General features: G+C 71.1%; 19 protein-coding genes and 1 pseudogene. 5 read left to right on the forward strand and 15 right to left on the reverse strand.

Annotated elements, in window-relative coordinates; translation table 11 throughout:
- Nucleotides 1-6: 6 nt before the first annotated feature.
- The 11 genes and pseudogenes from B6R96_RS14115 to B6R96_RS14160 form a co-directional block, all read right to left on the reverse strand.
- The gene (locus B6R96_RS14115; protein ID WP_030387563.1) at nucleotides 7-1284 is read right to left on the reverse strand and encodes a thymidine phosphorylase; all 1278 of its coding nucleotides are present in this window, start codon (nucleotides 1282-1284) and stop codon (nucleotides 7-9) included.
- A gap of 104 nt (nucleotides 1285-1388) precedes the next feature.
- Nucleotides 1389-1787 carry a cytidine deaminase gene (locus B6R96_RS14120; RefSeq protein ID WP_030387562.1) on the reverse strand — a complete coding sequence of 133 codons (399 nt, stop codon included), beginning with the start codon at nucleotides 1785-1787 and terminating at the stop codon, nucleotides 1389-1391.
- Nucleotides 1784-3046, reverse strand: coding sequence for an ABC transporter permease (locus B6R96_RS14125; protein ID WP_081522625.1), 1263 nt, complete (start codon nucleotides 3044-3046; stop codon nucleotides 1784-1786). The genes B6R96_RS14120 and B6R96_RS14125 overlap by 4 nt, the downstream gene beginning before the upstream one ends.
- Nucleotides 3043-4158 (reverse strand): ABC transporter permease, encoded by a 1116-nt coding sequence (locus B6R96_RS14130; protein ID WP_030387560.1) that lies wholly within the window; start codon nucleotides 4156-4158, stop codon nucleotides 3043-3045. Before B6R96_RS14130 ends, B6R96_RS14125 begins: the two co-directional genes overlap by 4 nt.
- Nucleotides 4155-5834 (reverse strand): ABC transporter ATP-binding protein, encoded by a 1680-nt coding sequence (locus B6R96_RS14135; protein WP_079405897.1) that lies wholly within the window; start codon nucleotides 5832-5834, stop codon nucleotides 4155-4157. The genes B6R96_RS14130 and B6R96_RS14135 overlap by 4 nt, the downstream gene beginning before the upstream one ends.
- A 209-nt stretch (nucleotides 5835-6043) precedes the next feature.
- Nucleotides 6044-7102, reverse strand: a complete 1059-nt coding sequence (locus B6R96_RS14140) for a BMP family lipoprotein (protein ID WP_030387558.1) — start codon at nucleotides 7100-7102, stop codon at nucleotides 6044-6046.
- Nucleotides 7103-7353: 251 nt separating this feature from the next.
- The gene (locus B6R96_RS14145) at nucleotides 7354-8598 is read right to left on the reverse strand and encodes an amidohydrolase (RefSeq protein WP_030387557.1); all 1245 of its coding nucleotides are present in this window, start codon (nucleotides 8596-8598) and stop codon (nucleotides 7354-7356) included.
- 137 nt (nucleotides 8599-8735) lie between these two features.
- Nucleotides 8736-9926, reverse strand: coding sequence for a hypothetical protein (locus B6R96_RS14150; RefSeq protein ID WP_081522626.1), 1191 nt, complete (start codon nucleotides 9924-9926; stop codon nucleotides 8736-8738).
- Between the two features lie 44 nt (nucleotides 9927-9970).
- Nucleotides 9971-10879 carry an N-acetylneuraminate synthase family protein gene (locus B6R96_RS38105; RefSeq protein ID WP_237291660.1) on the reverse strand — a complete coding sequence of 303 codons (909 nt, stop codon included), beginning with the start codon at nucleotides 10877-10879 and terminating at the stop codon, nucleotides 9971-9973.
- A gap of 429 nt (nucleotides 10880-11308) precedes the next feature.
- A pseudogene (locus B6R96_RS38110) lies at nucleotides 11309-11674 on the reverse strand (acylneuraminate cytidylyltransferase family protein); the annotation flags it as partial.
- Nucleotides 11671-12996, reverse strand: a complete 1326-nt coding sequence (locus B6R96_RS14160) for a DUF6716 putative glycosyltransferase (protein WP_081522628.1) — start codon at nucleotides 12994-12996, stop codon at nucleotides 11671-11673. The gene B6R96_RS14160 and the pseudogene B6R96_RS38110, both read right to left, overlap by 4 nt.
- A gap of 176 nt (nucleotides 12997-13172) precedes the next feature.
- Here B6R96_RS14160 and B6R96_RS14165 point away from each other — a divergent pair, with 176 nt between their 5' ends.
- Both B6R96_RS14165 and B6R96_RS14170 read left to right on the forward strand, forming a co-directional pair.
- Nucleotides 13173-14153 (forward strand): glycosyltransferase family 2 protein, encoded by a 981-nt coding sequence (locus B6R96_RS14165; protein WP_081522629.1) that lies wholly within the window; start codon nucleotides 13173-13175, stop codon nucleotides 14151-14153.
- The gene (locus B6R96_RS14170; protein ID WP_081522630.1) at nucleotides 14153-15523 is read left to right on the forward strand and encodes a polysialyltransferase family glycosyltransferase; all 1371 of its coding nucleotides are present in this window, start codon (nucleotides 14153-14155) and stop codon (nucleotides 15521-15523) included. Before B6R96_RS14165 ends, B6R96_RS14170 begins: the two co-directional genes overlap by 1 nt.
- Here B6R96_RS14170 and leuE read toward each other — a convergent pair.
- Both leuE and B6R96_RS14180 read right to left on the reverse strand, forming a co-directional pair.
- Entirely contained in the window at nucleotides 15516-16169 is a 654-nt protein-coding gene (gene leuE / locus B6R96_RS14175) for a leucine efflux protein LeuE (protein ID WP_081522631.1), read from the reverse strand. The two genes, B6R96_RS14170 and leuE, sit on opposite strands and share 8 nt — an antisense overlap.
- A gap of 45 nt (nucleotides 16170-16214) precedes the next feature.
- Nucleotides 16215-17795, reverse strand: coding sequence for an acyl-CoA mutase large subunit family protein (locus B6R96_RS14180; protein WP_081522632.1), 1581 nt, complete (start codon nucleotides 17793-17795; stop codon nucleotides 16215-16217).
- A gap of 201 nt (nucleotides 17796-17996) precedes the next feature.
- Here B6R96_RS14180 and B6R96_RS14185 point away from each other — a divergent pair, with 201 nt between their 5' ends.
- Entirely contained in the window at nucleotides 17997-18866 is an 870-nt protein-coding gene (locus tag B6R96_RS14185; RefSeq protein ID WP_081522633.1) for a L,D-transpeptidase family protein, read from the forward strand.
- A gap of 289 nt (nucleotides 18867-19155) precedes the next feature.
- Here B6R96_RS14185 and B6R96_RS14190 read toward each other — a convergent pair whose 3' ends face one another.
- On the reverse strand, nucleotides 19156-20178 hold the full coding sequence (locus B6R96_RS14190; protein WP_081522634.1) for a hypothetical protein: 1023 nt from the start codon (nucleotides 20176-20178) through the stop codon (nucleotides 19156-19158).
- Nucleotides 20178-20921 (reverse strand): RNA polymerase sigma factor, encoded by a 744-nt coding sequence (locus tag B6R96_RS14195; RefSeq protein WP_030387546.1) that lies wholly within the window; start codon nucleotides 20919-20921, stop codon nucleotides 20178-20180. The genes B6R96_RS14190 and B6R96_RS14195 overlap by 1 nt, the downstream gene beginning before the upstream one ends.
- Nucleotides 20922-21261: 340 nt before the next feature.
- On the opposite strand from B6R96_RS14195, the gene B6R96_RS14200 reads away from it, so the two are divergent.
- Nucleotides 21262-21894 carry a 2-oxo-4-hydroxy-4-carboxy-5-ureidoimidazoline decarboxylase gene (locus B6R96_RS14200; RefSeq protein ID WP_081522635.1) on the forward strand — a complete coding sequence of 211 codons (633 nt, stop codon included), beginning with the start codon at nucleotides 21262-21264 and terminating at the stop codon, nucleotides 21892-21894.
- Nucleotides 21895-22046: 152 nt separating this feature from the next.
- The gene (gene sdhC, locus B6R96_RS14205; RefSeq protein ID WP_078626438.1) at nucleotides 22047-22427 is read left to right on the forward strand and encodes a succinate dehydrogenase, cytochrome b556 subunit; all 381 of its coding nucleotides are present in this window, start codon (nucleotides 22047-22049) and stop codon (nucleotides 22425-22427) included.
- Nucleotides 22428-22430 lie beyond the last annotated feature (3 nt).

Consider the following 22430-nt stretch of genomic DNA (forward strand, 5'->3'; position numbering starts at 1 on the left):
CGCAGGTCAGGCGATGCGGTCCAGGACGATCGGCGTGGCGGAGAAGGCCGTGCCCGCCGGGGCGATGTCGTACGTGCCCGCCAGGGAGGCGAGGGCGTAGTCGAACTTCTCCGGGGTGTCCGTGTGCAGGGTCATCAGCGGCTGGCCCGCCGTGACCGTGTCGCCCGGCTTCGCGTGCAGCTCGACGCCCGCGCCCGCCTGCACCGGGTCCTCCTTGCGCGCGCGGCCGGCGCCCAGGCGCCAGGCGGCGACGCCGACCCCGTACGCGTCCAGGCGGGTCAGGACGCCCGACGCGGGGGCCGTGACCACGTGCTGCTCGCGGGCCACCGGGAGGGTCGCGTCCGGGTCGCCGCCCTGGGCCGCGATCATCCGGCGCCAGTGGTCCATCGCGGAGCCGTCGGCCAGCGCCTTCGCCGGGTCGGCGTCCTTGATGCCCGCGGCGTCCAGCATCTCCTTGGCCAGCGCGATGGTCAGCTCCACGACGTCCGAGGGGCCGCCGCCGGCCAGGACCTCGACCGACTCGCGGACCTCGAGGGCGTTGCCGGCGGTCAGGCCGAGCGGGGTGGACATGTCGGTGATCAGCGCGACCGTCTTCACCCCGCTGTCCGTGCCGAGGCTGACCATCGTGTGGGCCAGCTCCTGCGCGTCCGCGAGGTTCTTCATGAAGGCGCCGCTGCCGACCTTGACGTCCAGGACGAGCGAGCCCGTACCCTCGGCGATCTTCTTGGACATGATCGAGGAGGCGATCAGCGGGATGGCCTCGACCGTGCCGGTGACGTCGCGCAGCGCGTAGAGCTTCTTGTCCGCGGGGGCCAGACCGTCGCCCGCCGCGCAGATGACCGCGCCGGTGGTGTCCAGGACGTGCATCATCTCCTCGTTGGAGAGCAGCGCGCGCCAGCCGGGGATGGACTCCAGCTTGTCGAGGGTGCCACCGGTGTGGCCGAGGCCGCGGCCCGAGAGCTGCGGGACGGCCGCGCCGCACGCGGCGACGAGCGGGGCGAGCGGGAGGGTGATCTTGTCGCCGACGCCGCCCGTGGAGTGCTTGTCCGAGGTCGGGCGGGAGAGGGAGTCGAAGTTCATGCGCTCGCCGGAGGCGATCATCGCCGCGGTCCAGCGGGCGATCTCGGTCCGGTTCATGCCGTTGAGCAGGATGGCCATCGCCAGCGCCGACATCTGCTCGTCGGCCACGACACCGCGGGTGTACGCGTCGATGACCCAGTCGATCTGCTCGGGGCTCAGCTCACCGCGGTCCCGCTTGGTCCGGATGACGGAGATGACGTCCATGAGGTGCTTCCTTCTACGCGCATAGAGAGAGGGAGGAGAGGGGATCAGGGAACGGAAGTACGACGGCCCTCCGCCCCGGCAGGGGCGAAGGGCCGTCGGCACGGCTATCTCAGGTGGTCGGGCCCGAAGGCCTGCGGCAGCATCGCCGCCAGCGGGAGGATCCCGTCGGGGGTCTCCACCAGCAGCTCGTCGCCGCCGAATTCGTACAGCAGCTGGCGACAGCGGCCGCACGGGACGAGGATCTCGCCCTTGCCGTCCACGCACGTGAAGTGCGTGAGGCGGCCACCGCCGGTGGCCTGGAGGGAGGAGACCAGCCCGCACTCGGCGCACAGGCCCAGCCCGTAGCTGGCGTTCTCGACGTTGCAGCCGGTCACGACGCGGCCGTCGTCCACCAGGGCGGCGACCCCGACCGGGAAGCCCGAGTACGGGGCGTACGCCCGGGTCATCGCGTCCCGGGCGGCCGTCCGCAGGGCTTCCCAGTCCACCGCCTGGCCGGAGGTCACTTGCCCTGGCCCTTGCGGTACGGCATGCCGTCCGCCTTGGGCATCCGCAGGCGCTGCGCCGACAGGGCGAGCACGAGCAGGGTGGTGACGTACGGAGCGGCGTCCACGAACTGGCTGGGCACCGAGTCGGTCGTCGCGTACCAGACGAACAGCAGCGCGGCGAAGACCGCCGAGATGCCGGCCTGGAGGTACTTCTTCCTGTAGAGCTGCCAGACGCAGACGAGCACCAGCACGATGGCGATCAGCAGCAGCAGCGCGTGGACGTTGGTGGCGCCACCGCGCAGCTTGAGGCTGTCGATGAAGCCGAAGAGGCCCGCACCCAGTGCCATGCCGCCCGGCATCCAGTTACCGAAGATCATCGCGGCGAGACCGATGTAACCGCGGCCGCCGGTCTGGCCCTCCTGGTAGATCGGGCTGGCGACGATCGACAGGAACGCGCCGCCGAGGCCGGCGAGGCCGCCCGAGACGATCACGGCGATGTACTTGTACTTGTAGACGTTGACGCCGAGCGACTCCGCGGCGATCGGGTTCTCACCGCAGGAGCGCAGCCGCAGACCGAAGGTGGTCCGCCACAGCACCCACCAGGTGGCCGGGATAAGCAGCAGGGCGACGACGGTCAGCAGCGACAGCTCGGTGACCAGGCCGCCGATGACGCCGGCGAGGTCGGAGACGAAGAACCAGTGCTTGGCCTGGAGCTCGGCCATCCAGTCGGACAGCCCCGGGATCGTGATCTTGTAGATCGGTTCGACCTGCGGCGACTGCTTGGAGGAGCCGCCCGGCGCGTCCGCGAAGGTGAAGTTCGACAGGTACTGGGTGAAGCCCAGGGCCAGGATGTTGACCGCCACACCGGAAACGATGTGGTTGACGTTGAAGGTGATCGTGATGATCGCGTGCAGCAGGCCGCCGATGGCGCCGCCGATGATGCCGGCCATGACGCCGGTCCACGGACCCCACTGGTAACCGGCCCAGGCACCGAACCAGGTGCCGAGGATCATCATGCCCTCGAGGCCGATGTTGACGACGCCCGCGCGCTCGGCCCACAGGCCGCCGAGACCGGCCAGGCCGATCGGCACGGCGAGCGAGAGGGCGCCGGAGACCTGGCCGACGGAGGTCAGGTCGTTGGCGCCGCTGATCAGGCGGACCAGCGAGACCAGCGCGAGGCCGGCCGCGATGATCAGCATGATCCAGGGCAGGGTCAGCTTCTTGCGGCCACGCGTCGCGGGTGCCGCTTTCTTCGTGGAAACGGTGCTGGCGCTCACGCCGCGACCTCCTTCTCGGTCTTCATGGCGTGGCCCGCGGCCAGCTCCTCGCCGACCTTCTGCTGCTGCCGGCGGATGCCGTAGCGGCGGACGAGCTCGTACGAGACGACGACTGCGATCACGATCAGGCCCTTCATGATCGTGCCGATCTCCTTCGCGTACCCGTTCTGGTCGAGCGAGGCCGAGGCCTTGTCGATGAACGCCATCAGGAACGCGGCGAAGAGCATGCCGACCGGGCTGTTGCGGCCGAGCAGCGCGATGGTGATGCCGGTGAAGCCGACACCGACCGGGAAGGCCAGGTTGTAGGTGTGCGTCTCGCCCAGCAGCTGCGGCATACCGGCGAGGCCGGCGACCGCACCGGAGATGAGCATCGAGGTGATGATCATCTTCTTGGCGTCGACGCCGGAGGCCTGCGCGGCGGACTCGCTGGCACCGGTGGCGCGCAGGTCGAAGCCGAAGCGGGTCCGGTTGAGCGTGAACCAGTAGACGATGCCGAGCGCGAAGGCCACGAAGGTGAAGCCGTAGAGCTCCAGCCCGTCGCCGAGGGACACGGCCGGGAACCAGCCCGACTCGGCGATGTCGCCGGTGGTCAGGTCGTTGGAGCCCTCGATCTGGACGCCGAGGTTCTTCGTCAGCATCAGCCAGGCGATGAGGCTGGTCGCGATGGCGTTGAGCATGATCGTGGAGACGACCTCGCTCACCCCGCGCTTGGCCTTGAGGACACCGGCGATACCGGACCAGAAGGCACCGACGAGCATCGCCACGAGGACGATCAGCAGCAGGTGCAGCGGACCCGGCAGGGTCACCGCCGCACCGACCACGGCGGAGAGCATCGCCGCGAGGCGGTACTGGCCGTCGACGCCGATGTTGAAGAGGTTCATCCGGAAGCCGATGGCCACGGCCAGGGCCGCCAGGTAGTACGTACCGGCCTGGTTCACGATGAGGATCTGGACGTCCTCGTAGCCGGCGTTCTCCACCATCAGGCGCAGCGGCTCGATCGGGTCGATGCCCGTCGCGGCCAGCACGATCATGGTCAGCAGGAAGGCGCTGACCAGCGCGAGGACGGGCCCGGCGAAGCCGAGGATCAGCCGGTCCTTGTCGAATTTCTTCATCGGGCCTCGTCCTCCGTCGTGTCACCGTCGGCAGCGGCGGAGTGGTTGTCGGTTGATTCCAGGTGCCCGGAGGCGGCGCCCGTCATGGCGGTGCCGAGCTCCTCGGGAGTGACGGTCGCCGGGTCGGCGTCCGCGACCAGGCGGCCGCGGTAGATCACCCGCAGGGTGTCGGACAGGCCGATGAGCTCGTCCAGGTCCGCGGAGATGAGCAGGACGGCCAGGCCGTCGCGGCGGGCCTCGCGGATCGCGTCCCAGATCTGTGCCTGCGCGCCGACGTCCACACCGCGGGTGGGGTGGGCGGCGATCAGGAACTTCGGGTTGTGGCTCATCTCGCGGCCGACGATCAGCTTCTGCTGGTTGCCGCCGGAGAGCGAGGCCGCGGTGACCTCGATGCCGGGCGTGCGGACGTCGTACTCGCGCACGATCCGCTCGGTGTCCTTGCGGGCCGCCTTCAGGTCGAGGATGCCCTTCTTGGAGTTGGGCGCCTCGGTGACGTGGCCGAGGATGCGGTTCTCCCAGAGCGGGGACTCCAGCAGCAGGCCGTGGCGGTGGCGGTCCTCGGGGATGTAGCCGATGCCGCCCTCGCGGCGCTTGCGCACCGACATCCGGGTGATGTCCGCGCCGTCCAGGGTGATGACGCCCGCGTCGGGGGCCATCATGCCCATCAGCGCCTCGATCAGCTCCGTCTGGCCGTTGCCCTCGACACCGGCAATGCCGAGGATCTCGCCCTTGTGGATGGTCAGGCTGATGTCGTCCAGCAGCAGCCGGCCGGCCTCGGCCTTCTCCACGGTGGACGAGTCCGGGGCGCCCGCAGGGACCATGACCTCCGGCTCGGCGACGACGGCCTCGGCCGCGGCGACGGTCAGGCCCGTGACCTTGAGCATCGGCGTGGTGGTCACGGTGGACTCGCGGGTCTCCGGCGAGGGCAGCTCCGCACCGACCATCAGCTCGGCGAGCTGCTTGGGGGTGGCGGTCTTCGGGTCGGCGGTGCCGACCGTGGTGCCGCGGCGGATGACCGTGATGTCGTCGGCGACCTTCAGCACCTCGCCCAGCTTGTGCGAGATGAAGATGACGGTCAGGCCCTCGGCCTTGAGCTCGCGCAGGTTGTCGAAGAGCGCGTCCACCTCCTGCGGCACGAGCACGGCGGTCGGCTCGTCGAGGATGAGGATCTTCGCGCCGCGGTAGAGGACCTTGAGGATCTCCACGCGCTGGCGGTCGGCGACACCGAGGTCCTCGACCAGGGCGTCGGGGCGCACGCCGAGGCCGTACGCGTCCGAGATCTCCTTGATCTTCTTACGGGCCTTGGCGCCGATGCCGTACAACTTCTCGCCGCCGAGAACCACGTTCTCCAGGACGGTGAGGTTGTCGGCGAGCATGAAGTGCTGGTGCACCATGCCGATGCCGCGGGCGATGGCGTCGCCGGGGGTGCTGAAGGAGACCTGCTCCCCGTCGATGGCGATGGTGCCCTCGTCCGGCTTCTGCATGCCGTAGAGGATCTTCATCAGAGTCGACTTGCCGGCGCCGTTCTCACCGATCAGGGCATGGACCGTGCCCTTGCGGACGGTGATCGCAATGTCCTTGTTGGCGACGACGCCGGGGAAGCGCTTGGTGATGCCGTGCAGTTCTACGGCGGGGGGCGGGCTGGACGCGTTGATGACGCACTCTCCTTGGCGCAAAAGGAGCGGAGGCAGGGAGGACAGGGCGGGGAGAGAAAGTATCGCGTCCACGATGCTTCTACGCGCGTAGCACTGTCGGAAGTGAAAACTCGCGGCCAGAAGGCCACTTGGTCACAGACTAGTGATCACAGAACGTGGCTCGGGGCCCGGGAGGCGATCGTGACCGCTTCCCGGACCCCGGAGACCAGGACTACATGTCAGGAACGGCCTTACGGCGCGGTCTTGACGGTGATCTTCTTGGCGATGATGTCGGCCTTGGCCTTCTCCACCGCGGCGATGACGTCAGCCATCTCCTTGTACTTCGGGTTGGAGTCGGCCAGGCCGACGCCGTCCTTGTCCAGGCCGTAGCGGATCTCACCGGTGGTGGGCTTGCCGTCCTCGACCGACTTGATCAGGTTGAAGACGGAGTCCGAGACGTCCTTGGTGACCGAGGTCAGGATGGAGTCCTTGTACTTCGCCAGACCCGCCTGGTTGTACTGGTCGGAGTCGACGCCGATGGCCCACTTGCCCTTGGCCGAAGCGGCCTCGATGGCACCGGAACCGGCGAGACCGGCGGCGGCGTAGACCACGTCGGCGCCCGCGTCGAGCTGGCCCTGCGCGGCGGCCTTGCCGAGGTCGGGCTTGGCGAAACCGTCGAAGTTCGGCGGCTGGGTCAGGTACTGGGAGAGCACCTTGGCGTTCGGGTTGGTGTCCTTGACGCCCTGGGTGAAGCCCGCCTCGAACTTCTTGATCAGCGGAACCTCGACACCGCCGATGAAGCCGACCGTGCCGGTCTTCGACGCCTTGGCGGCGGCGACGCCGGCCAGGTAGGAGCCCTGCTCCTCGTTGAAGACCAGGTTGGCGATGTTGTCACCGGTGACGGAGGTGTCGTCGATGATGCCGAACGTGGTGTTCGGGAACTTCGGCGCGACCTTCTTGATGGCCGGGGCGTAGGCGAAGCCGACACCGATGACCGGGTTGTTGCCCTTGCGGGCAAGCTCGGTGAGACGCTGGACCTTGTCGGCCTCGCCCTCACCGTCGGTGGGCTCCGCCTCGGCGCCCTTGATCTTCAGATCGGTTTCGGCCTTCTTCAGACCGGCGTAGGCGGCGTCGTTGAACGACTGGTCGCCGCGGCCACCGATGTCGTACGCGATGGCTGCGGACTTCTGACCCGACTCCGAGGGGGAGGCCGAGGCGTCCGACGACTTCTTTCCGCCACAGGCGGTGGCCGAGAGGGCCAGCGCCGCGGACGCGATGCCCACGGTGGCGATCCTGGTGATCCGGCGCAAGGGGAGGCTCCTTCAAAACCTGACCGAAGCGCCACGACCGGCGCTGGTTTCGCGGCGATCGTAACGCGCGTAGATGTCAGTTAAAGGCCCGTTCATGAGTCGTTATCGGATCGTCGTGAACCGGACAGTGACCGATTGGTAACTCCTTACGGGTCCAGCCCTTGCGTACCAAGGGCTGGACACGCCCGCCGCGAGATCGGCGGATGTTGTAAGGAAGTCCGGCCTGCTATCGACAGACGGCCTCCCGGAGGCTAACGGCCGGCAGCCGCACGGCGCCCGTCGATCAGTGCCGCGGCCGTGAAGAACTCCACGCCGACGCCGATCGCGGACTCGTCCACGTCGAAGTCGCCCCGGTGCAGATCGCGCTTGGCGGTGTCGCCGGGCGTACGGACCCCCAGGCGGGCCATCGCGCCCGGCACGTGCTCCAGGTACCAGGAGAAGTCCTCCCCGCCCAGGCTCTGCTCGGTGTCCTCGACCGACTCCGCGCCCAGGCGGACCCCCATCGCCTCGCGCAGCAGTTCGGTGATCACCGGGTCGTTGACCACCGGGGGCACCCCGCGCACGTGGTTGATCTCGAACTTGGCCCCGTGCATGGTCGCGATCTCGTCGATCGCGGCGTGGATCATGTCCGGTGCCTCGTGCCAGGCGTTCAGGTCCAGGCAGCGCACCGTTCCGGACAGCTCGGCGTGCATCGGGATGACGTTGCAGGCGTGCCCGGCCTCGATCCGGCCCCAGGTGACGGACATGCCCGAGCGGGCGTCCATCCGGCGGGCCAGCAGCGCCGGGGTGTCGACGGCCACCCGGGCGGCGGCCGTCACCAGGTCGGTGGTCAGGTGCGGGCGGGCGGTGTGCCCGCCGGAGCCGGAGAGGCTGACCTCCAGCCGGTCGCAGGCGGAGGTGATGGGGCCGGGCCGCAGCCCGATGCGCCCCGCGTCGACCCGGGGGTCGCAGTGCACGGCGACGATCCGGCCCACGCCGTCCAGGACCCCGGACTCGATGGCATCGGTGGCCCCGCCCGGGAGCACTTCCTCGGCGGGCTGGAAGAGCAGCCGTACGGGGCGGGGCAGCAGCCCCTGCCGGTCCAGCTCGGCGAGGACCAGGCCGGCGCCGAGGACCACCGCGGTGTGCACGTCGTGCCCGCAGGCGTGGGCGCGGTCCGGGAAGGTCGAGCGGTACGGGACGTGCGTCTTCGCGTCCGGGATGGGCAGGGCGTCGATGTCCGCGCGCAGGGCCAGCATCGGCCGGCCCCCGTCCCAGGTGCCGACGTCACAGATCAGGCCCGTGCCGGACTTCAGCACCCGTGGTCGCAGGCCGGCTTTCTCCAACCGGGCCTTGATCGCCGCGGTGGTACGGAATTCCTGGTGTCCGAGCTCCGGGTGCATGTGCAAGTCCCGGCGGAAAGCAATCAGTTCGGTACGCAGGTGGTCCGGAAGCTTGCCGGGCAGCTCGGGCCGGTCGGACGCGGCGGGCTGGGCGGTCTGGGACTCGCGGGACATCAACTGGTTCACCCGTTGAAGGGTAGGCCCACGGACGGGTCAACTGGCCGGGGATCACAAAAAGTTCATGCCGTTAGGGGAAAGAAACCCGGCCTCTGGACGCATGACCGGATGCGCCCGGGGGTAAACTCGCGCGCTCATCCGGCCGTGGGAGCCGCCTGGGCAGGCAGTCTGCGCACATCGCGGGCGGTGTCCGTGACCCCGGCGAGGAAGCTGCGGGCGCGCGGGGAGGCGGACCCGGTGAGCCAGGCGGGGTCCACATCGCATACGGCCACGGTGACACCCGTACCGGTCAGGGCGTACGGCAGCGTGTGGACGACGGTGGACGGAAAGCTGACGATCGTCCGGCCGACGGGACCGCGCCGGGCGATCAGCTCCAGCGGCAGGTCCGGACGCACGATCTCCAGCCCGGTCGCCCGGCTCAGCGCGCGCAGCTTCTCCGGCGACTCCCGGCGGTGCGCGAAGTAGCGGGTGGCACCGTGCTCCAGGGTCAGGGCCCGCACCGCGTCCAGATAGCGGTCCGGGTCCACCACACCGGTCTCCACCAGCGAGGTGCCGACCAGGTCGGTGCCCTTGGTCAGGCGGGGCGGGCCGAAGCGGGCCCGGGTCCACGCGAAGTCGTTGATCCGCAGGGTCATCCCGCTGTGCGCGGTGACGGGCATCGAGCTGAACACCTCGACGCGGTGGCCGGGGCGGCCGGCCGGGGTGAAGCGGCGGCGCGCGGTCACCGAGACGGGTGCGTAGGCCAGCTCGCGGATCCGGCCGGGCAGTCCGCCGCCGCCGACCCGGTGCCACCGTACGAGGCGTTCGCCGCGGGCGGTCTGGGACATGAACTCCATGGTGGCGGTGCCGTCGTCGACCACCACCAGTTCCTCGGCGCGCACGAGGGTGAGCAGCAGCTGCACGTACCGCGAGAAGGGGTCTCCGACCACGACCGTGCGCGCGGCGCGTACGTCGCGCGCCAGCGCGGCCAGCGCCTTCAGCGGGGCGAACCGGCTGCCGCGGGCCTCCTGCCACTGGACCTCGTGCCCCTCGTCCCGGGCCAGTGCGGCCACCCGGCGCAGCTGGCCGCGGGACATCGGGTCGGTGGGCGGCAGGACGACGATCCGCAGCCGGGACGCCCCGGCCGCCGGGCGGGCGGCGACGCTGGAACCGGAACCGGAACCGGGGCCGGTCCCGGCGTCGGGGCGGCGCCCCCGCTGACGCGGGACGCCGTCCAGCTGCGGCTGCTCTGCGGCGCGCGCGTACGCCCACTCCAGCACGTTCAGGAGCTGGACCGGACTCTCGACGAACGCCAGGGTGGAGGCGGAGGGGGCGGAGGGGGTCACCACGTGCTCCTTGTCGGGGGACGGAACGCGTACGCGCCGGGGGGTCAGACGGCTGCCAGCCGGCCCTGTACGCGGCGGAGCTTCTTCATGGGGCCGAGCTCGGACTCGTAGACCCGCTTGATCCCGTCGCCGAGGGCGGTCTCGATGGTGCGGATGTCGCGCACGAGACGGGTGAGGCCGCCGGGCTCGACGGAGGCGGCCTGGTCGGAGCCCCACATCGCGCGGTCGAGGGTGATGTGGCGCTCGACGAAGGCGGCGCCGAGGGCGACGGCGGCGAGGGTGGTCTGCAGGCCCGTCTCGTGGCCGGAGTAGCCGATCGGGACGTTCGGGTACTCCTCGCGGAGGGTGTTGATCACCCGCAGGTTGAGCTCCTCGGCCTTGGCCGGGTACGTCGAAGTGGCGTGGCAGAGCAGGATGTTGGCGCTGCCGAGCACCTCCACCGCGTGGCGGATCTGCTGCGGGGTGGACATGCCGGTGGACAGCACCACGGTGCGGCCGGTGGCGCGCAGGGCGCGCAGCAGCTCGTCGTCGGTGAGGGAGGCGGAGGCCACCTTGTGGGCGGGGACGTCGAACTTCTCCAGGAAGGCGACGGCCTCGGTGTCCCACGGGGAGGCGAACCAGTCGATGCCGCGCTTGGCGCAGTGGTCGTCGATGGCGCGGTACTCGTCCTCGCCGAACTCGACCTTGTGGCGGTAGTCGATGTAGGTCATCCGGCCCCAGGGGGTGTCGCGCTCGATGTCCCACTGGTCGCGCGGGGTGCAGATCTCCGGGGTGCGCTTTTGGAACTTGACGGCGTCGCAGCCCGCTTCGGCGGCGGCGTCGATGAGGGCGAAGGCGTTGCCGAGGTCGCCGTTGTGGTTGATGCCGATCTCGCCGACGACGTAGACGGGGCGGCCGGGGCCCGCGGTGCGGGAGCCGAAGGTGCGCAGGCGGGCGTCGGGCGTGGAGGTCATGGCAGGGGGCGTCCTTCGGTGCGGGGATGTGCGGGGTACGGGCTGCGGATCGGGGTGCGAGGAGGAGGGCGCGTCGGGTTCCGGGGCGGGCTGTGCGGGGTGTGCCCCGGGACGCGGGTCGAGCAGGGGTGCGAGCAGGCGGGCGCGGGCGAGGTCGTGCGGGTCGTCGATCTCCAGGACCCGCGCGGGGTCGGTGGCGACGGGCAGGGTGCGGCCGAAGAACCGGTGCCGGGCGGTGCGGAAGCCCGCGGCGTCCATGGCGTAGGCGGCGCCCGTCTCCAGCAGGTCCTGCGGCCGGTCCTGGCGCCGGGGGCGGTACGCCGCGTCGTGGTTGACCCCGGTCCCGGAGCCGTCGGCCGCGTCCCGCCACAGGAACCCGTGGAAGGGGGCCACGGTCAGGGCCGAGTCGGCCGCGCCGGAGGCGACGGCCACGGCGACCGACTCGACGTCGGAGGTGGCGAGGAAGGGGCTGGTGCACTGGACGAGGAGGACCACGTCCACGGTGAGGGAGTGCAGCTCCTCGAAGGCGGCGAGCGCGTGCAGTACGGCGGCCTCGCTGCTCGCGGTGTCCCCGGAGATCGCGGTGGGGCGGGCGATCACGTCGGCTCCGGCGGCGCGGGCCGCGGCGGCGATCGCCTCGGAGTCGGTGGAGACGACCACGTCGGTGACGGTCGGCGCGCTGCGGCAGGCCAGGACGGCGCGGGCGACGAGCGGGAGGCCGGCGACCTCGGCGAGGTTCTTGCCCGGGACCCCCTTGGAGCCGCCGCGGGCCGGGACGACGGCGAGGACCCTCACAGCTCCCCCAGTCTGCGGATCACCGGGGCCACGCGCTGGACCCCGTGCCGGTAGGCCCCGCGGGCGGCCTCGCGCAGGTGGGCGCGGAGTCTGCGGCGCAGCCGGGACTCCCCCGCCTGCGGGCGCACCGCGCCGGGCAGCGGGGTGCCGTCGGGTGCGAGGTGGTGCCGGGCGAGGATGCCGGGGAGGTATCCGGGGGCGGTGGTGCGCGTGTAGTACGGGGCGGGCGCGGGCAGCCGGGTCGCGGCCATCAGGGCGGCCACCTTGGCCCGGGCCACGGCGTAGGCGTCCGCGCCCTTCTCCGGGTCGGCGCCCTGCGCGGGCAGGACGCCCTGGGCGGCCAGCCAGACCGGGTCCCCCTCCGGGAGGAGCCCCGAGTCGATCTGGTCCCAGGAGGCCATGCAGCCGGAGCCCAGGAAGTGGTGGTTGCCGAGGGCCTCGCGGATGCCGAGGTCGGTGAGGATCGCCGTCGGGATGGAGCGGTGCAGGGATTCCAGGGCGGCCGTGGAGGAGACGGTGACCAGCAGGTCGGTGCCGTCCAGGACCTCGCCCATGTTTCCGTACACGAGGCGGCAGTTGGCGGGCAGTCCGCCCGGGATCTTCTCGGCGAGCCGCTGGTACGGCTGCTCCTCCAGGTGCGTGGTGTGCTCCCCCGGCTTGCTGCGCAGCTTGATCAGCACCTCCCGGTCGGGGTGCAGCCGGGCGTGTCCGGCGGCCCGTTCCAGCAGGTAGGCGCGGTCGGCGCGGCTGTCGGGCACGGAGGGCTGGACGGCGAAGACCACCGTGTGGGCCCGGCTCCCGGCCGGCTCGTACGGCGCCCCGCCCAGGAACGGCAGCGCGGTCTCGGTGACGGCGGCGGCGTCCGCGCCGACGCCCTCGTACACGGCGCGGAAGCGTTCGGCGTCGTGGCGGGAGTTGGCGAGGACGAGGTCGGCGCCGTGCCGCAGCAGCAGCCCGTCGGCGAGCTTCTCGTACACGACGCCCACGTAGCCGGTGACGAGTACGGGGCGACCGGCCGGGGCGGGCCACAGGGCGCGCGCCCCGTGCAGGACGGCCTGGACGGCCCCGCCGACGAGCGCGAGGACGACCACGTCGTAGCGCTCGCGTTCGATCTCGGCGAGGAACTCGGCACAGGTCACCTCGGACAGCCGGTCGGCCCGCACCCCCACCTCACCGAGCTGGCGCGCGGTGGGTGTGGCACGGCCGCGCAGCAGGAATCCGGTGAGCTGGTGGTCGGGCACGAGACGGCGGGCGGTGAGTGCGCCCCATTTCCATCGCGTATCGGAATCGGCGAGTACGGCGACGCGTTTGCGTTCTGGCACGCGGCAGAAGCTATTCCGCAATTTCGGTGATCGGCCCAACGAGCGCACAACAGCGGGTTAACAACGCGTCGACGAAATGCGAAAGCGCACGGGTTAACTCGCCCGCCCCGCGCCGTTCACATGGAATCCGCATCCGGGCCACAGTGAATGGCGGGCGGCGCCCTAATGTCTCGCAGGTGCCCAAGCTCTCTGTTGTCGTGCCGTTCTACAACGTGCAGACATATGCACCGGATGCCCTGAAGAGTCTCGAACTCAACGCCCGGGACGATTTCGAGTTCCTGCTCGTCGACGACTGCTCGACGGACGGGACGCCCGACCTGCTGGAACGGGCGGCGCGCGAGCTGCCGAGGGCGGTGCACCTCAGACACGGGCGCAACGGCGGCCTGGCAACCGCCCGGAACACCGGTCTGGACGCGGCCCGCGGCGAGTACCTGGCCTTCCTGGACGGGGACGACTGGCTGGCGCCCGGCCACCTGGCCCGAACCCTGGCCGCCATAGAGGCGCTGAACTGCGATTTCGTCCGTACCGACCATGTCCGCTGCACGGGCCGGTCGCGGAGCGTGCAGCGCGTCCCCTACGGCCCGGAGTCGGTGGTCGCCGATCCCCGCACCGCGATCCTGCCCGCCGACCGGGCCACCTCGGTGGACTATCCGTACGCGTGGGCCGGCATGTACCACCGGCGGCTGCTGGACCGCGGGCTGCTGCACTTCACCGACGGGCTGCGGACCGCGGAGGACCGGCCGTGGATCTGGCGGCTGCACCGGGAGGCGGCATCCTTCGCCGCGGTGGGACTGCCCGGTGTCTTCTACCGGCGCGGGGTTTCCACCTCATTGACGCAGGTGGGCGACGAACGGCAGCTCGATTTCATTCGCGCATTCGATCAAGTACTCGCGGACGTGCACGAGGACCGGGAATCGGGCCGACTGCTTCCGAAAGCCGTCCGGACCTATTGTGCAATTATCGCCCATCATTTCGGATCCATCGAAAGGTTCGAGCCGGACGTGGCCAAGAAACTCCGCATCATGAGTACGGCCGCACTCGGCCGCATGCCGCAGGACGTACTGGAACACGTCCTGGACTCGATGGACGTCGAACGCTCCACCGTGCTGCGCCGGCTGCGCGGCGGCCGCCGTGCCCCGTCGGGAGCGAACGCCTGATGCCCACCCAGATCTTCCTGGCCTCCACCCTCTACGGTGCGGCCACCCTCGCGGCGGGTATCGACGCGGGCCGCTTCCCGCCCGGCCGGCGCATCCTGCTGACCAGCAACCACGCCGTCACCGCCGAGGTCACCCCGGGAATCGCGGACATGCCGGGCTTCGGCGCCCTGCGCTCCCGCTTCGACGAGGTCCTCGACTGGAACCGCGTCATCGAGCCGCAGCACCCGAGCACCTGGGCCCCCCGCGCGGAGGACGTCCCGATCTGGGAACGGCAGCTGCGCGCCCTGTGGAACCTCGGCGAGGACCGGGTCGAGCTGATCGTGGAGTCCCTCCAGGTCCCACCCGCCCAGACCCTGTGCCGGCTCTTCCCGGGAGCGGCCGTCGACGTCTACGCCGACGGCCTCATGAGCTACGGGCCCACCCGCTTCCGCCTCGACCCGCAGCTGGGGATGCGGGTGCGGCGGGTGCTCCACCTGGACCTGGTGCCCGGACTGGAGCCCCTGCTGCTGACCGAGTTCGGGGTGCGGGTCGAACTGGTGCCGACGGAGCCGTTCCTCAAGGTCCTCGCCGAGCTCGCCGAAGCCACCGAAGCCGCCGAGGGGGCGGCGGCCACCGCGGGAGGGGCGGGCGGGCCCACCGAGCCCCCGGCCCTCCTCCTGGGCCAGTACCTCTCGGCCCTCGACCTGATGAGCCCGGCCGAGGAGGAGGAGCTGCACGTCTCGATGGTCCGCGGCGCCCACGCCCTCGGCCACCGCGAGCTGGTCTTCAAACCGCACCCCGGCGCCCCGGCCGCGTACTGCCGCCGGGCGCAGGAGGAGGCCGAACGGCTCGGCGCCCGGCTGACGGTGATCGCCGCCCCGGTCCTGGCCGAGACCCTCTACCAGCGGCTGCGCCCCGCGCTGGTCGTCGGCTGCTTCTCCACCGGGCTGCTGACCGCCGCCACCCTGTACGGGCTCCCCGTGGCCCGGACCGGCACCGACGCGGTACTGGCCGCGCTGACCCCGTACCCGAACAGCAACCGCGTCCCGCTGGCCCTGGTGGACGCCCTGCTCCCGGACCTCGCCGACGCCGAGGCGGTCCGCACCTGGACGCCCCCGACCCCCGAGGAGGTCCGGGCGGAACCGGCCGCACTGCTCACCGCCGTCGGGTTCACGATGCAGCCGCAGATCCTGGCCGCGCGCCGGCCGGCGGCCGAGGCCTACCTGGCCGGGCACCTGACCGCGCGCACGTGGCGGTACTTCACCCGCCGCCGGCTGACCTCCCTGGGCCTGCCGGGCGGCATCCCGGCGCAGCTGTCCTTCCTGCCGCGCAGCCGGACGGTGCGCCGGGCCGTACGGCGGATGGCGTGGCTGCGCCGGGCGCTCAGCTGACGGCGAGCTTGGCCGCGAAGCCGAGGAACAGCACGCCCGCCGCCGAGGTGGCCCCGGCCGACAGCCGCTTGCGGCGGCGGAAGGCCGCCGCGAGGCGGGTCCCGCCGAAGATCAGCAGCGTCAGGTACAGGAAGCTGCCCGTCTGGAGCAGGCCGCCCAGGAGCAGGAACGAGAGCGCCGGGTAGGCGTAGGACGGGTCCACGAACTGCACGAAGAAGGACATCAGGAAGAGGATGGCCTTCGGGTTGAGCAGGCTGATCAGCAGCGCCCGCCGGTAGGGCCGTTCGTTCTCCGCCGGGTCGGCGGGTACGGCGGAGGCCTCGGCCGCGTCCCGCTCCATGCGCGTGCGCCACAGCGCCCAGGCGCCCCGCATCATCCCCACGGCCAGCCACGCCAGGTAGCCGGCACCGAGGAACTTCACCACGGTGAACACCAGCGGACTCGCCCGCAGCAGCGCCCCGGCGCCCACGGCGGTCGCCAGCATGAGCACGGCGTCGCCGGTGAACACCCCGGCGGCGGCCTTGTACCCGGTGCGCACTCCGCGGCGGGCGGCCACGGAGAGCACGTAGAGGGAGTTCGGCCCCGGCAGCAGAATGATCAGCACCAGGCCGGCGAGATAGGTCGGTAGATCGGTCACACCCAGCATGCGCAGGAGTGTCGCATAAGGACGCACCTGTCGCGCCAGTCTGTTTCACCAGGTGGAACCGCTCGGTTCGTACGTCCCCCAGACCTCCCGCAGCGCACCGCACACCTCCCCCACCGTGGCCCGGGCCCGCAGTGCCTCTTTCATCGGGTACAGCACGTTGGCCGTGCCCGCCGCCGCCTCCTTCAGTGCCTCGAGCGCCGCCGTCACCGCCGCCCCGCCCCGCTCCGCCCGCAGCCGGGCCAGCGCCGCGCACTGCCGTGCCTCGATCGCCGGGTCCACGCGCAGCGGCTCGTAGGCGTCCTCGCGCTCCAGCGCGAAGCGGTTGACCCCGACCACCACCCGCTCCCCGCTCTCGGTCTCCTGCGCGATGCGGTAGGCGTTCCGCTCGATCTCGGCCTTCTGGAAGCCGGCCTCGATCGCGGCCACCGCCCCGCCCTGGTCCTCGACCCGGCGCATCAGCGCGAGCGCCGCCGCCTCCAGTTCGTCCGTCATCCGCTCCACCGCGTAGGACCCGGCGAAGGGGTCGACGGTGTGCGGTACGTCCGTCTCGTGCGCGAGGACCTGCTGGGTGCGCAGGGCGAGGCGGGCGGACTTCTCCGTCGGCAGTGCGATCGCCTCGTCGAAGGAGTTGGTGTGCAGCGACTGCGTGCCGCCCAGGACGGCGGCCAGGGCCTGCACGGCCACCCGTACGAGGTTCAGTTCCGGCTGCTGCGCGGTCAGCTGGACCCCGGCCGTCTGGGTGTGGAAGCGCAGCATCAGCGACTTCGGATCGCGCGCCCCGAACTCCTCCCGCATGACGCGGGCCCAGATCCGCCGGGCCGCGCGGAACTTCGCCACCTCCTCCAGCAGGGTGGTGCGGGCGACGAAGAAGAAGGAGAGCCGGGGCGCGAACTCGTCGACCACCATGCCCGCCGCGAGGGCGGTACGGACGTAGGCGATGCCGTCGGCGAGGGTGAAGGCCACCTCCTGCGCGGGCGAGGCGCCGGCTTCGGCCATGTGGTAGCCGGAGATGGAGATGGTGTTCCACCGGGGGATCTCGGCGCGGCAGTAGCGGAAGGTGTCGGCCGTCAGGCGCAGGGAGGGGCCGGGCGGAAAGATGTACGTTCCGCGCGCGATGTACTCCTTGAGCACGTCGTTCTGGACCGTCCCCGTCAGTTGTGTGCCCGAGATGCCCTGTTCCTCCGCCACCAGTTGATAGAGCAGCAGGAGCAGGGCGGCGGGCGCGTTGATCGTCATCGAGGTGGAGACCCGGTCGAGGGGGATCCCGTCGAACAGCGTCCGCATGTCGTCGAGCGAGTCGACGGCGACGCCGACCTTGCCGACCTCGCCCTGGGCGAGGGGGGCGTCGGAGTCGTGCCCCATCTGCGTGGGCAGGTCGAATGCGACCGACAGCCCGGTGCCGCCGCCCTCGATGAGCTGCCGGTAACGGGCGTTGGACTCGGCGGCCGTGCCGAAGCCGGCGTACTGCCGCATGGTCCACGGCCGGCCGGTGTACATGTTCGGATAAATCCCCCGAGTGTAGGGGAAGTCGCCCGGCTCCCCCAGCTCGGCCGCCGGGTCCCACCCCGTCAGGTCGCCGGGCCCGTAGACGGGTTCGATGGGGAATCCGCTCTCGGTGAGTGCCATGTGACGTAGTCCTCCGTAGAGCAACCGGGCCCGGGACTGATAAAACCTCCCCGAGCCAACGCTGGGGTGCCCCAGCCGAATCGCTTCGTAAGGCTGCGGACGACTGCCGGTCACAATGGCGCAACATCCCGGAGCCGTGTGCAACTGTCCACGCGTGCGGAGCATCACCTAGATACACGACGTAGAAACCGGGGGACTGCAATGCAGCGCCAGAGAGTCATAATCCGCACGATCGGGGTGGCAACCGCCGTCGCGCTCGCCGCGACCGCCTGTGGACCGCAGAAGACCGAGTCCGTCGGCTCCGTCTCCTCGGCCCCGTCCTCGCCCACGGCGGGCGCCTCCCCCGAAACCTCCCCCTCCACCGACGACAAGCCCTCGGGCTCGCCGTCGCCGTCCGCCTCCGCGTCGGCCTCCCCGTCGGCCTCTCCTTCGCCCTCGGTGAAGCAGATCATGGCCAACGGCGACGAGAGCGAGCAGATCCGCGAGCTCCAGGCCCGCCTGAAGCAGCTCAAGCTGATGTCGGTCGCGCCGACCGGCTTCTACGGCTCGAAGACGACGGCCGCGGTCAAGGCCTTCCAGGCGAAGAACGGCCTGAACGCGACCGGTTCGGTCGACGAGGCCACCTGGAAGAAGATCCAGAGCTCCAGCAAGAAGCCCACCGCCGACGAGCTGCGCCCGCCGACCGTCAACGAGGTCGACGCGCCGGACCCGCGCTGCATGCAGGGCCGCGTCATGTGCATCAGCAAGGAGAGCCGCACCCTCGCCTGGATGATCGACGGCAAGGTCGTCTCGACGATGGACGTGCGCTTCGGCTCCGAGAACACCCCGACCCGCGAGGGCGTGTTCAACGTGGGCTGGAAGGCCAAGGACTGGACGTCGACGATCTACCACACGCCGATGCCGTACGCGATGTTCTTCAGCGGCGGCCAGGCCGTGCACTACTCCGCCGACTTCGCGGCCCGCGGCTACAACGGCGCCTCGCACGGCTGCGTGAACGTCCGGGACAAGGGCAAGCTGTCGGCCCTGTTCGACCAGGTGCAGGTCGGCGACAAGGTCGTCGTCTACTGGTGATGCCGCCGGGTCGGGACACGGGACCGGACCCCCGGTCCCGCGAAGCCCCCGCCCGAGGCAGCCGGGAAGCACCAGGCAAGAAGCAAGAAGCCCGAGGCGATGCCTCGGGCTTTTTCGGTCCGACGTAATGGGCGCGGGCAGGGCCGGGGGAACGTGCCCCGCCCGCGCCGGTTGCGCAGAGCCCAGGGGTACGGGGGGAACCCCGGCTCATGCGCGGCCGATGACCAGTCGGCTCGATATGTACTGCGCCACCGGTTCGAAAAGTGTTACAGGCAGGTCAGCACACGTATCAGCGGTCGACGCGCAGGCCGATCGAAGCCTGCGGGAGCGACGGTGAAAGGGTCGGCGCGCGGAGCGTCCCGCCCAGCGCCGGGGCGTCGCTGCGCTTGCCCCCGCCGGAGCCGTCGCCGTCCTGGAGGGACTTGCAGTAGGCCGGAATCCGGGTGAGGCCGTTGGCCTGGCGCGAGAGCCACTCACGGCGGTCGTCATTGATCCGGCCCGACTTGAACTGCTCGCAGAGGTCCGCGGCCTTGAGCCGGAGCTCCCGGTCGCCTTCCTGGCCGTCCTTGCCGGCGTCCCCGCCGCCGAGGGTGTCGCGGTCCCGGTCCCTGCCGCCTGTGCCGGTCTGCCCGTCCTGGGAGTCCTTGCCCGAGCCGCCGCTCGCCGTCGCACCCGAGGACGCTCCGGCGGACGCCCCGATCCCGGGTGTCATCCGCCCGTCCGCGTCCGGCGTGCGCGCCGCGTCCGGGAGGACCGGCACAGTCGAGCCGTTCGGCAGCGGGGTGGGCGTCGGCCTCGGGCGCGAGGTCGGGGCTCCGCTGCCGATGCCCCGGGCCGCGTCCTCGCCGGCGCTGACGGACATCGCCGGAGCCGGTCCCGCGCTGTCGTGCCGGGCCCGGTCGAGCAGCCCGGCGCCGGCCGCGGCGGCCAGCCCGCCCACGGCGACACTGGCCAGGGCGGCCGCCAGGCCGAAGCTCACGGTCCGCCCACGACGGCCCGCGGACGCGGGCGCAGGGATGATGCGGCCGAGGTCGATCACGGGTTCGAGGTCCAGGCCGGACGCCTCGGGCACGGCAGACGGCCGCGCGGCGCCGCGCGCCGAACGGAAGGCGGCCACCGCGGCGGCCTCGCCGGGAAGCTCCCCGGGCAGCGGCTCGGTCACGGCGCCCAGGGCGTCCAGGGCGGCACGCAGCCGGGCGGCCTCGGTCCGGGCACGCTGATCGGCGGCCGGCCCCACAGGTTCCACCGGTTCGCCGCGCAGCAGTTTTTCCGCTGCGGCTTTGTCCAGCCACCTGTTGCGCTCGTCGGCCATCACATGTCCTTCTGCGTCCGCCAACGTGAATCCGTCACACCGGTTTGCTCTACGAAGCCCCCGCCCCGGCCACGCTGTGCGGGTACGGCGTCGAGATCCCTCCCGCCCCCGCCGTCCCACACCTGGCCACGGGCATTATGGCCGACCGCCGCGCCGGGGCCCGAGGCGGTGTCCGGGTCCGGCTCGAAGCCGCCCTCCGCGCCGAGCAGCTCGGCCAGCTTCTTCAGGCCCCGATGGGCCGCGGTCCGTACGGCGCCGGGCCGCTTGCCCAGGGTCTCGGCGGCGCTCTTGGCGTCCAGCCCGACCACGACCCGCAGGACGACGGCCTCGGCCTGGTCCTGCGGGAGCTGGGCTATGAGCGCCATGGTCCGGCCGGTGGAGAGGGACTCCATCGCCGCGCCCGCGGTGTCGCACTCGGCGGCCCAGCCGGTCAGCTCGGTGTCGTCGCCGCCGATGGCGGGGCGCCGGCCGCGCATGCGGATGTGGTCGAGGGCGCGGTTGCGGGCGATGCGGGCGGCCCAGCCCCGGAAGCGGTCGGCGTCGCCCGTGAAGGAATCGAGGTCGCGGGCGATCTGCAGCCAGGCTTCGGAGGTCACGTCCTCGGCATCGCCGTCACCGACGAGCGTGCGTACGTAACCGAGCAGCCGTGGGTGCACGGCGCGGTACACAGCACGGAACGCGTTCTCGTCGCCGTCCTGTGCCGCGAGCACCGCGGCGGTCAGCTCCGCGTCGTCCCCCAGCAAAGTCCCCAACCCGTTCACTGTCCTGTACGTGTGGCGCAAATCAGCACGTTACGGCTTTCAAGTACCTCGCGTCCACGAGTGATACAACGCGCAACCAACCCTGTGCGGAGCGAGGTGTGACACAAAACGCACTTGCGGCGCTGACAGGGGTACGGGCTTGTCGCACGAGCCCGTGACGGATGGCGGCCGGGGCCTCTCCTGTGGGGGGTGGCGGCCTCGGTCGCCCTCCCCTTCCCGGGGCCCTCACCATGCCTGCCCGTGGCGCTCACGTCATCCTTTCGGCTCACTTCCGGGTGAAATCCCCGAATCGGTACGACACACCCTGCCCTGCGTCGATAGCGTGGCGGTACACCCCCGCCGCGCCCCGAGGAGCCCCCTGCTGTCCAGCCACCTTCCGGCACAGGCCCCAGGGGGCATTTCCCGGACCGAACGCGGGGGAAGCTCCGATCCTTCTCACGGCTGCGGGCTGGGAAGGTTCAACACCCTGTCTCCCGAAGCCGCCCGGGCCGTCCTGCTGCACTGCTGCGGAAGCCGGCGCTGGGCGCACCGGGTGGCGGCCCACCGCCCCTACCCCGATGCCGGGGCCCTGATCGCCGCCGCGGACGAGGCCTCGTACGACCTCTCGCAGGGCGATCTGACCGAGGCGCTGGCCGCGGAGTCCTCGGCGGAGCTGGCCCACGGGGCTTCGTACGCCGCACTGCTGGCCCTCGACGCGGCCCACGCGGAGTACGAACGAAAGTTCGGCCACGCCTTCGTGATCTGCCTCGACGGACACCCTCCGGAGGAGCAGGCGGACCAGCTGCTGGGCGCGATCCGCCGCCGGATGGGGCACGAGGTGGACGAGGAGCGCTCGATCTCCGCAGACGAGCTGCGTCGGGTCGCGCAGTCCCGGCTCCGCGATCTGACACGCTGGCTGACCTCACCCGATGGGCCGACTGCCACGGAAATCGGCCTATTCGCCCCTGTGGGATAGTCCGTACGTGCCTGTTTGATCACACCGATGACCCCCGCGCAAGGGAACCGACAAAGCGTCGCTACGATGTCCGGGGCCGGAGGACCGTACCCGGCCGGGCCCGACCGACAAAGAAGCCGGCTGGCCCCCGCCCCGCTTCCGGAGGGTTTTCCGTGCCGGCTGGAACGTTGTACCGCGGCCGGGAAGGAATGTGGTCCTGGGTGGCTCATCGAGTCACCGGCGTCCTCATTTTCTTCTTCCTGTTCGTACACGTCCTCGACACCGCTCTCGTTCGCGTCTCCCCCGAGGCGTACGACGATGTCGTGGCTACCTACAAGACTCCGATCGTCGCGCTGCTGGAGTACGGCCTCGTCGCCGCCATCCTGTTCCACGCGCTCAACGGTCTCCGTGTCATCGCCGTGGACTTCTGGTCCAAGGGCCCGCGCTACCAGAAGCAGATGCTCTGGACCGTCGTGGGCATCTGGATCGTTCTGATGTTCGGGGCCCTGTACCCCGTCCTGGGCCACGCCTACCTTGAACTGTTCGGGAAGTGACAC

Source organism: Streptomyces sp. Sge12 (assembly GCF_002080455.1).
Taxonomy (GTDB): Bacteria; Actinomycetota; Actinomycetes; order Streptomycetales; family Streptomycetaceae; genus Streptomyces.

Excerpts from the sequence above, each read along its gene's own strand:
- B6R96_RS14115 (WP_030387563.1), bottom strand. The coding sequence starts at position 1,284 with ATGGACGTCATCTCCGTCATCCGGACCAAGCGGGACCGCGGTGAGCTG.
- B6R96_RS14130 (WP_030387560.1), bottom strand. The coding sequence starts at position 4,158 with ATGAAGAAATTCGACAAGGACCGGCTGATCCTCGGCTTCGCCGGGCCC.
- B6R96_RS14145 (WP_030387557.1), bottom strand. The coding sequence starts at position 8,598 with ATGTCCCGCGAGTCCCAGACCGCCCAGCCCGCCGCGTCCGACCGGCCC.
- B6R96_RS38105 (WP_237291660.1), bottom strand. The coding sequence starts at position 10,879 with ATGACCTCCACGCCCGACGCCCGCCTGCGCACCTTCGGCTCCCGCACC.
- B6R96_RS14170 (WP_081522630.1), top strand. The coding sequence starts at position 14,153 with ATGCCCACCCAGATCTTCCTGGCCTCCACCCTCTACGGTGCGGCCACC.
- leuE (WP_081522631.1), bottom strand. The coding sequence starts at position 16,169 with ATGCTGGGTGTGACCGATCTACCGACCTATCTCGCCGGCCTGGTGCTG.
- B6R96_RS14180 (WP_081522632.1), bottom strand. The coding sequence starts at position 17,795 with ATGGCACTCACCGAGAGCGGATTCCCCATCGAACCCGTCTACGGGCCC.
- B6R96_RS14185 (WP_081522633.1), top strand. The coding sequence starts at position 17,997 with ATGCAGCGCCAGAGAGTCATAATCCGCACGATCGGGGTGGCAACCGCC.
- B6R96_RS14190 (WP_081522634.1), bottom strand. The coding sequence starts at position 20,178 with ATGGCCGACGAGCGCAACAGGTGGCTGGACAAAGCCGCAGCGGAAAAA.